4 protein-coding genes are annotated in these 9,951 nt (G+C 50.3%); all 4 read left to right on the forward strand.

All coding sequences use genetic code 11. From position 1 onward, the window contains the following. The first annotated feature begins 16 nt into the window (after positions 1–16). From brxC to GX016_10860, 4 genes are read left to right on the forward strand one after another with little or no spacing between them, the layout of a single operon-like run. Entirely contained in the window at positions 17–3,658 is a 3,642-nt protein-coding gene (gene brxC, locus GX016_10845; GenBank protein HHT72039.1) for a BREX system P-loop protein BrxC, read from the forward strand. Further along, positions 3,655–5,619, forward strand: coding sequence for a hypothetical protein (locus GX016_10850; GenBank protein HHT72040.1), 1,965 nt, complete (start codon positions 3,655–3,657; stop codon positions 5,617–5,619). Before brxC ends, GX016_10850 begins: the two co-directional genes overlap by 4 nt. After that, positions 5,612–7,540: a hypothetical protein gene (locus tag GX016_10855; GenBank protein ID HHT72041.1), complete on the forward strand. Its 1,929-nt coding sequence runs from the start codon at positions 5,612–5,614 to the stop codon at positions 7,538–7,540. Before GX016_10850 ends, GX016_10855 begins: the two co-directional genes overlap by 8 nt. A gap of 4 nt (positions 7,541–7,544) precedes the next feature. After that, a complete protein-coding gene (locus GX016_10860; GenBank protein ID HHT72042.1) occupies positions 7,545–9,671 on the forward strand; it encodes a PglZ domain-containing protein in 2,127 nt (708 codons plus the stop codon). Positions 9,672–9,951: the final 280 nt, after the last annotated feature.

Consider the following 9,951-nt stretch of genomic DNA (forward strand, 5'->3'; position numbering starts at 1 on the left):
AGGCGGGGGTGTAATTTTGAAGGTTAGAGATTTATTGGAACGTGATCCGAATCGAGAGATTGTCGGCGTTATCAAAGTGGACGACCATAGGCCAGACCAGATTTGGTCTGAATTGGACGAATACGTTGCCACCGATGAGGTACATAGTTACTTCGACCGCATTTTAAGAAGCTACACATCCACAGAGAGCAGCCCAGGGGAAGATGTTTGTATCTGGATTTCTGGTTTTTTTGGTTCCGGTAAGAGTCATTTCCTTAAAGTGCTGGGCTATCTGTTGGAGAATAGCAAAGTACCAAGTCCGGATGGGACTATAGTTGGCTCCTCATCGTTTTTATGTGCCAAATTAGGATTAACCGAATTTGAACCGCAGCTGACCAAATTAAGAAGCAAGGTGTTGTTGGTTAATCTGTTAGAAGAAGCCACTTTAGCTTCTGGGTATTCAATAAGCCGGATAATATATCGGGATTTTCTCAAGAGCAAAGGTTTATCTAAGATATTTTGGGAAGCAGCTTGGGAAGAAGAGCTGCAGGCCCAAGGGGTATGGGAACAGTTCTTAACTTGGGTAAAGGAGCAATATGGGCGCCCCTGGGAAGCCGAGCGCCAGCTTCACTCGGTCCGAGTTCTTACTTGTGCTCTCCCGCATTTCTTACCGCGGCATTACCCTGATGAAGCCAGTGCCACCAAGGCTATTGAAGACAGCCGACAACGTCACACAACAATCCGTCCTAAAGATGTAGCCGAGCGGCTCCGGCGTGAAGCCGAAGAAATCCACCCGGACAGTGGGCGTTTGGTGGTTCTCTTGGATGAAGTGGGGCTTTATATAGGTGACAATACGGATCGGCTTACTGACCTGAATCGAGTGGCCGAACAGATTGCTGTGGAAAGTCAAGGAAAAGTCTGGTTGGTTGCCACGGCCCAAGAGACTCTGGTAGACTTGGTGCCACGGCTGACACGTGATCGTCATGTGTTAAGTTGGCTTCAAGACCGTTTTCGGGTTCATTTACAGCTTACCCCTAGTAATATTGAACAAGTGGTATCAGAACGGTTACTTAAAAAACGACCGGAGAGCCGCTCCTTTTTAGACCGACTGTACCAAGAAAAAGCCGGCTCGTTATTGGCCGGAGCCACCCTTCAAGGTGTACCCAGCGGACGTCTTAATACCGACATCAGTCAAGAAGATTTTGCGCGGTTCTATCCTTTATTGCCCCAATACATACTGCTGCTGCAAGCTATTTTTAGCGGTTTACGCCAGCAAAGTGGAGGCAGTGATGAAAGTAGACGGCGTCTAGCCGGCCGCGAGCGGTCTATGCTCAATACTGTTCATGCTGTGCTGCGGGGCGAGGGCGGCCTAGAGCCGTTTGCTGATAAAGCGATAGGTGAGCTAGTTACTTTTGATCGGCTGTACGATGCTATCAGTACGGAGCTTAGCGTTATTAAATCTGATCATCATAATGCTATTACCAGACGCGTAGCCGAAGTAACAACCGATGGCCTTAAAGCCGTGAAGGTAGCTCAGGCTCTGTTTCTGCTCCAACAGGTGGGAGAATGGCTCCCTACTACTTTGGACAATATTGCGGCGGTGCTGTATGCCGATGTTGACCAAGACGTCCATTCACACCGCGATAGGGTCGAAGCGACTTTAGAGGCTTTAAAACGTGAAGGCTGGGTACGAGAAGAAGAAGGACAGTACAAGTTCTTGTCCCAAGATGAACATGATTTCGAACGCAAAGTGCGCGAGAATACCCCGACCCCAGTGCAAAAGACAGATCAAGCGGTGGATTTGGCCAGCGGCCTGTTACGCACGTACCGCTTCCTGCTGGGAGACAAGGCACGCACTCCCCAAGACGTAAACATAATTGTCGATGACCGGGTTATAAAAGGAACCGGTGATCTTCGCCTATATCTGTATACCCCCTTGGCTAACAAAACCAAGGATGCTCTGCTGGAAGACAGTCTGGTAGATCCAGAGAGTATTTTTCTACTGGCAGCTTCCGATTCGGAGTTCGAACCGGTTTTGGAACGAACCATAGCCATTGAAAAGACGGTACCGTCTTCTCTTACTAGCGTGGCCGCAGAACAACGAGCTTATTTGCAGCGACTCAAAGGTGAGGCCGACAACAATAAAGACGTGCGCTTGCCCCATCTTCTACAGCGAGCCTTTATGCGCGGCACTGCCTTTATAGCCGGTGCCGAAACCACATTTAGCCGAGATAACTCTTTGCCCACAGCATTAAATAGCTTGCTTGGTCCTCTTGCCGCCCAAATCTATACGGGGTTTCTTGATGTTGTGGTTCAAGACGCCGATTGCGCCAAAATACTTAACTGGCGCGTAGGAGTGGAGTTGCCGTCAGCCTACACCGAGCTCGGCTTGGTGGTGGGAGCCGGAATTCGGGCCGAATCCCAGGCAGCGGCCCTGGTACTAAGTGAGCTGAAACGACGCGAGCAACTGGGTGAAGAGCGAGCAGGAAGAGCCCTGGTCGAACACTTTGCCCGCCGACCGTATGGCTGGGGTCATCAGCTGCTAAGGTTAGTTATGGCTACCCTATTCAAGAATGGGAATGTGGTTTGTACGGCACAGGGAAAAGATGTGCACGACAGCGACGATCCTTTAGCCAGAAATGTTTTTGCGGGCTTTCGCGCTTTTTGCGATACCGTCTTTACGCCGCTGCCTGAGGTAGATTGGCGCCAGGCGCGTGATATCTTAATAGAACTGGCCCCGGGAGAACCGGTGGGAACCACTTTTGAACAAGTGGCTGCCAAAGCCAAAGATGTTGCGGCTTTCTGGCAAGAAAAAGGTGCGGCCTTGGCAACTAGAGCCGAAGATTTGCAGCTTAACGACTCCTTTGTTCGTAGTTGCCGTGTTTTTGCTTTCATTGGAGCGGAAATTGCTGCCAAAGAAGAGCCCAACGCCCGTTTACGTTATTTGTTGGCCAAAGTGACTGAACTGAAGCGGCATTATTCAACCTTCAACCACTTAAAAAGATTTGAACCGAATCTCGAGGGTTATCGTGTCTTAGCTGAATTTGTACGTGAAACCACCAGCTGGGCGCGCGAACTCGGCGGCGATCTTAAACAGCGGTGGACAACAATGGAGCAAAGCCTGAAGGCTGCAGATATTGGTGATCGCTACAATAATCTCAGAGCTGATTGGAGCAGGCTACGACCAAAGTACCGATCTGACTATCAGGAGCAGCATCATGAACTGCAGCAGGCCGTCCGCGGTGCTTTGGAAGCGCTTAAACAACACCCAGCCTATCCGGAAGAGGAGAAAGACGAGAAGCACCTTATCTGGCCCTTGCTAAGTTTACAGTGTGACCGGGAGGACTTACCTGACGCTGCGCTGGTTTGTCCTTCTTGTCGGCGGCGCTTTGGCGAGCTGGAGCCGGCCCGGGTAGAGCGGGTAAAATTGCAGCTGATTTCAGACTTGGACAAGCGTTTGCAGGAAATTCATGACCCAGGAACAGGCGGTCAACAACAAGGCGGATCTACAGGGACAACGGTTAGACTTACCCCAGCGACTTTTGCCCGGCATCTAGAAGTAAGCAGCACCGGAGAGCTTAAAGACCTTATCGGTGAACTTCAGGAATATGTGCACCAGCACCAAGGTCGTAAGCTGGTTATTAAAATAAATGTGGTGCCCAAGGGGGGAGGGGCTTGAAACAAGAAGAACGAGCGGAAATCAGAAGAACAGTGCTTTATTGCCGCTCTGTTCTGGAAGAGGAATTCGATGAACGCCTGCGGTTAGTGGGTTTTTTGGCCAACCGCACGTTGCCGGCCGACCGACTGCCGGCTGACCGCCGGGAGATTCGCCAGCAGCTGGATTTGGCCTTTGAACGGGAGAACCTACCCTACAAGGAAGCAAGGCAGCGTTGGATAAGGCATCGGGCCTTTACCTTCTTGAACCGGGTACTGGCGCTTAGGGTTGCAGAAGTGCATGGATTGATCACTGAAACAATCATTATGCGCCCAGAGTACGGCAATCGTTCTTTGCGTGAACGTGATCTCGCCGATGCCGACCCTGTTTTGGCTGTAGACGGTGCAGCACTGGCTCGACGAGCGTTTGGAGAAGCTTGTTTAGAACTGAACATCCCGGTGTTATTTGTTTCCAGTCAGGAACCCTATGGCCTGGTGGAACCTAGTCTACCAGCGTATCAGAAAGTACGCCAGAGCATTTGCCAAGTACCGGCGGTGATCTGGTGTCAATTCGAATCTCTAGGCTGGGCTTATCAATATTTTAATGACGAGATGCGAGAAGAGATTCGCCGTACTTTAAGAAGAAGCCCCACTGCCGATGATATTCCGCCCTTAAATCAGTTTTATACTGTTAATTGGATTGTCAAATTTTTAGTCGAAAATACTTTAGGTCGGTTGTGGTTAAAACAACAGCCAGATTCATATCTGAAGGCCAACATGAAGTATTTCGTTCCTGCGGTTCAGGATTATAAGCAGCCGAATAGCAAGTACAAAGTTGATGAAATACGAGTGCTGGATCCGTCCTGCGGTAGCGGCCACTTTCTTCTGGAAGCGTTTGATTTGCTGTTTGTTATGTGGGAAGAAGCTCATCCAGAGCTTCCCAAGTGGGAAATCCCCATGAAAATTCTCGAACATAACCTCTATGGCATAGATGTGGATCTTAGGGCTTGTCAAATAGCTGCTTTGGCCTTGTATCTTAAAGCCAGTTCAAAGTTTGAGCAGTATAAACCGGAGGGACAAGCCGTTCGCTTTTCGCTATCTCGTCTTAATATTGCTTGTGCCGACGTGCGCTATGTAGACGGACAGCGGCGGCAAGGGTTTATGCACCGATTTAGTCATGATCCAGCTCTGCAAAAGATAGTACTGGAGATCTTAAATGCTTCGGAGCAGGCCTATAGTATTGGCTCGCTACTTCAAATCAAGCAGCCGCTACAGGAGTTATTTGCCGAACGTAAAGTTGCCTACGATAAGGCTGGGGGAAGAAAGCAGAGTGTTATTCCGTTTGCCATCCCTACGCAAGAGCAACAAGCCATTGGCCTCCCTGTTCCCAGGGAAGAGACCATGAGAGATATGGTGAATGCTATTAAGGACTTTATTAGATACAATGCCGATATAAAAGACATTGGCTCTCTTTTCTTCGGCTTAGACAGTGAGCGGGCGGTTCATCTAATCGATCTTCTCACTCAGGAATACCAGGTTATACTGATGAATCCACCGTACGGGCAAATGTCGGCGGAATGCAAAAAGTACGCTCGCAAGCACTATCCGCGGACCCATAATGATTTCTACGCTGCTTTTGTGGAACAAGCTGTAAATCTACTGGTTCCCGGTGGCTATGTTGGGGCCCTGACCGGACGAACATTTATGTTCCTAAAGTCATATGAGAAGCTACGGGAAGAAATCTTACGGGACCAGGCTTTACCTCAGCTGGTACTAGACCTGGGCTTTGATGTGCTCGACGGTGCCACTGCCCGCTGGGCAGCTTTCACCCTGCAAAAACGCTGGACCAATGACAGTGTAAGTTGGCGCGAACATCCGGTAGCCTTTTTCCGGCTGACACCTTGGCAGTGGGACGATAAACGCTTGGCCCTAGAAGAGGCACTGTCTGAGCTGTGGTCGGAGGCGGGAGGTGAGATCAGTGTCTAGCAACGTGGTCTACAAAGCAACACTTGGAGAACTGGCCGAGATCCCCGGCAGCCCTTATGCCTATTGGGTGCCGCAATCGTTGCGGGATCTGTTTAACAAATATCCGCCCCTTGATCGAGACGTGGCCCGGCAGCCCAAGGAAGAAAAGATAGCTGATGTGAAACAAGGACTGGCCACTGCTGATGATTTGCGCTTTACCCGCTACTGGTGGGAAGTGCCAGTAGATGAAATAGCTGTTACCCGGGAAGAAACCTGCCAAGGGAAAAAATGGGTACCCTTTGCTAAGGGCGGAAAACCATTCTACCATGACGTAACGTTGGTCGTGAATTGGGGAAATGATGGGGAAGAGATAAAGGAGCATATTGTTAACCGCTATTCCTATCTTAAGGGTAAGTGGGAATGGGTGGCAAAAAATGACGGTTTCTATTTTCGTTCTGGACTACGAACCACACGAGCACAATCCTGGTCAAGAGCTGCCAAATCAGGAAGGCTAGCTATAGCCTATATGCCAAAAGGAGTAATATGGAATGACCGTTCAATGGCAATTATACAAGAAGACGAAGGCCTCAATGAGTCCCTGTTGAGTCTTTTGTTTTCACGACTTCAAAACACTTTTGTGCTACTGCAATCTGGAGAACCGGCGGGTGAAGCGTCACATATTGCTTCTATACCGATTATTAATGATGCACTTCGTAGCAAGAGACTAGGCATGTTGTCTTACGAAGCAATTGATTTGTTACGCCAATGGGATACCGGCAACGAAACGTCTACGCAGTTTATCGCTCCCTGGCTGGTTCAGATTTGGCACGGTTTTGATTTGGCCAGCCGTCCGGTAACAGGGCATCCTTTGGCCCAAGACTTTATCTGGAGCGATTGGCCAGTGGCCGAAGAGCTCCGAGGACAAGGAGCGGGGCCGTGGTCCGGCCAGATAAGTCTGACGGCTTTAGCCCAAGAAGCCATGCGCCGCGAGGGCCTGATACGCCAGCGCCTGGCCGAGATCGAGTGCGACATCGATAAAGAAGTGTATCGTCTTTATGGTATAAGTCCGGAGGATCAGCGAATGATAGCAGCTGAACTGGCTCAGCTTGACGATACACTATCAGATGAAATAGAAATGGAAACAGTAGAGGAAGCGGAACCAGACTCGATGACTGAGGCCACTCTAGATAAGGCCGAGCACGTGAAACGTCTCCTTCACTACTTGGCTCACCGGGTATTGGCGGCCGATCCCACCGGGATCGTAACCCTAGACGATGCGCATCTTCCCGGTGGGGAGCTTAAGAGGGGTCTGGTCTTCGGTGTTCGGGCTCAGTTAGCTGAGGAGTTTGGCCAAGAAAACGGTCCGGCCTTGGAAGAAGAGATACGTTCTATTATTGGCCAAAGCTTAGAAGGCTGGCTGAAACAGGATTTGTTTTCTTATCATCTATCGCTATATTCCTTGCGACCTATCGTGTGGCAGCTTTCCAGCTACGGATTCGCTCCCAGGCGGCGTCGTGGAGAGAGTGTATTTAACTGTTTTCTCTACTTCCCGCGGCTCGATAACGATACTTTATATAAAGTGCAGCAGATTTATGTGGGGCCGCTGTTGGCTGGTAGCCGGCAAGAAGCCGAGTACTTGGCCAAACAACTAAGCGTTGCTGCTGCTGAACCGGCTCGGTTGCGCCGTCAACGCGAACAACAGTACCAGCAGGCTTTAGACTGTCAGGAAGAGCTGGAAGGCTATGCCAAGGCGGCACAGGAATTATTGGCACCACATAAGCCACCGGAATTCCGCAGTCGAAGTGCTTGGGTCAAGGATAAAGTGGCGGAGATAGTAGCTTCGGGCTACCGGCCCAATCTGGATTACGGCGTACGGGTAAATATAGAGCCCTTGAAGCAAGTTGGCATTATGGCCCGCGAGGCCGAAAGGGTTAGAGGGTGATGGTATGTTGCAGCAATGGCTGCAAAAAGAACTAGGTCGCCGCGCCGATAAGGACTTAATAGTCTGGTACGATAACGGGGGTACGTTGACAGCCCTTGTCAGCGATGATTTACTGCCGGAGCGAAGGCTGGCTCTTTTCCACGGGAGCTATTTGGCCTTGCGATTTAGCTTAGAAAAAGAAGATCCGGACTTTGAGCAGAAATGGCTAATTTATGTACCGGCAGCTGTTCCTACCCCCAGCTGGCTGCGGGACTTCGAGCTGATGGGTTGTAAGGTGGAGCTGGACCTTCTTGATTTGCTCTGTAGGCAGACTGGTTTGGTTCCTGATGCTGAGCTGCGCCAATTGCTAAGGGGCAACAACACTCATACCCGCCGCTTGACGGAGAATTGGGCCTCACTTCTAGGGTCGCGAGCTGTTAGTAAACAGACTGTAATAGAGGCTTTGGTGGCGTTGGCTTTAGAGCTACCCTGTTTTGGTGCAGATGAGGCGGCGCTGGCCATATTGGCTGATCCGGAGGCGGAGCCAGATTTGGAACAAGCAGGCTTGTTGGTGCCGGTAGAGACACTGCTGGCTCAACAAGTAGGTGTGGCTAAGACCATAACCACTCGATTGTCTTTGCGTCAACGGTTGGCTATTGCGCTGCTGCTTGGCGAATTGGTTACATTGTCGGGACAGGGTAGGGAGCTGTTGGCACAATTTGTGCCCGATAGGGAGCGCTGGCCTAGTGTATCTCGCCTGACTCCTAAATGGAGAGAAAGGGCCCCGGAAACATACCAAGAGCTGGCTTCTTGGGCGGAGGCAGAACTGGACCTGGAACATGTACTTGTACCTACCGAGCAACTGCTTTCAGTTGGAACCTATCCTATTGTAGATCGGCTTTTTTTGGAACAGGCTCAGGAACTGGCTGGTTCTTATGGTTCAGACTGGGAGAGAAACTGGTGCATCTTAGAAAACATGGCTGACAAACGACGGCACCTTGTCGGGGCCCAGCAGAGCGGGACTACGAAGTGGGAAGCTATCTATTTAGGGGCAAAGCTTGTTTCGGAAACAGCCCTAGCCCATCAGCGGCTAAATGCCATCGATAATCCAGCCGATCTGGCAGGGGCCTATACTACTGCAGATGGCTGGTGGCAGCTGGATAACTGGATCATGCAGATTGCTACCTTAAGAGATGGTCTTGGCCCTGAGGAGCAACGGCTGTTTATTGATCCTGCTGTGCGTGCTTACAATGATTATGTACATAAAAGTGCTCTGAAGCTTATCCAGCTGGCCGGTGAACAAAGTTGGCGACCAACCCAAATTTCCTTTTGGCGCGACTTTATCCCACCGACGACCGGTACTACCGCAGTTTTTCTCATCGATGCTTTACGTTTTGATTTAGCACAGCGGTTAATTCAATTATTGGCCGACGACGGTTATTTTGATACCGCCATTACCTGGCGCTGGGCAACGATTCCCAGCTACACGGATCTAGGTATGGCGGCTTTGCTGCCTAAAGCGGAAGCTGGCTCGACTGCGATCTTGACTTCAGACGGTCTCAAGGTGCGGATAAAGTATCAAGATGTTACTGGCCGTAAGGCACGGCGAGAATATTTAAGTCGGGTTTTGGGTGAACAAGGCCAGGTTTTGGATTTAGAAGAAACAGCCCGGTTGGAGAAACTGCCCGAAGGAAAAGAACAGCTGGTAGTATTATGGGACGCTATCGATTACTTAGGTGATGCAGCCAAACTTACACCGGTGTGGTTTTTAGATTTAGTGAAGAAGTTACAATCTACCGTTGAACATCTCCACCGATTGGGTTGCGGACGTTCTGTAATAACGTCCGATCACGGCTTTTTGTTTCTACCGGCCGGAGCACCTGGTCCCAGCAGGTTTACCGCACCGGCGAGAACAGAGCAAACGGTTGTTAAGCATCGCTTTGCAGCCGGTTCCCTGCCCAAGCTGCCTGAAAGCTGGGAAGTGGCCGCGGGTGATATTGGCCTTGGGGGCGACCTTTCCTTTGCTTTTCCCCAGGGCCTGTCAGTCTTCGGGCTCCCTGGAGCCACGCCGTCATTTCTTCATGGCGGAGTGAGCTTACAAGAGACGGTGGTGCCTGTTGTTACCATTATGCCTGTGCCAGCCGGAGAGTAGCTGGTTGGGGCCAAGCTGAACTGCGGGGAGAAACCAATCGTAGTCAATTTAGAGGTTGTTCATTACAGCCTCTCTTTTATTTTACCTAGATCCGATTGAGGGAACTTAAGTGGAAGGTATGTTACCTTATTTAAAAACAGGAGCCAACCAACACAGTGGCAAACATATGGTATAATAATTGATGTTACTATAACAATGCGGAGGAATATCATTGCAAATCAGACAAGCTTATCGGGACGAAGCAGCAGAAATAGCTCCGCTGGTTCAGGCGGCGGTGGGC

The organism is Bacillota bacterium, from assembly GCA_012837285.1.
Lineage (GTDB): Bacteria > Bacillota > DTU030 > DUMP01 > DUMP01 > DUNI01.

Excerpts from the sequence above, each read along its gene's own strand:
- GX016_10860 (HHT72042.1), top strand. The coding sequence starts at position 7,545 with ATGTTGCAGCAATGGCTGCAAAAAGAACTAGGTCGCCGCGCCGATAAG.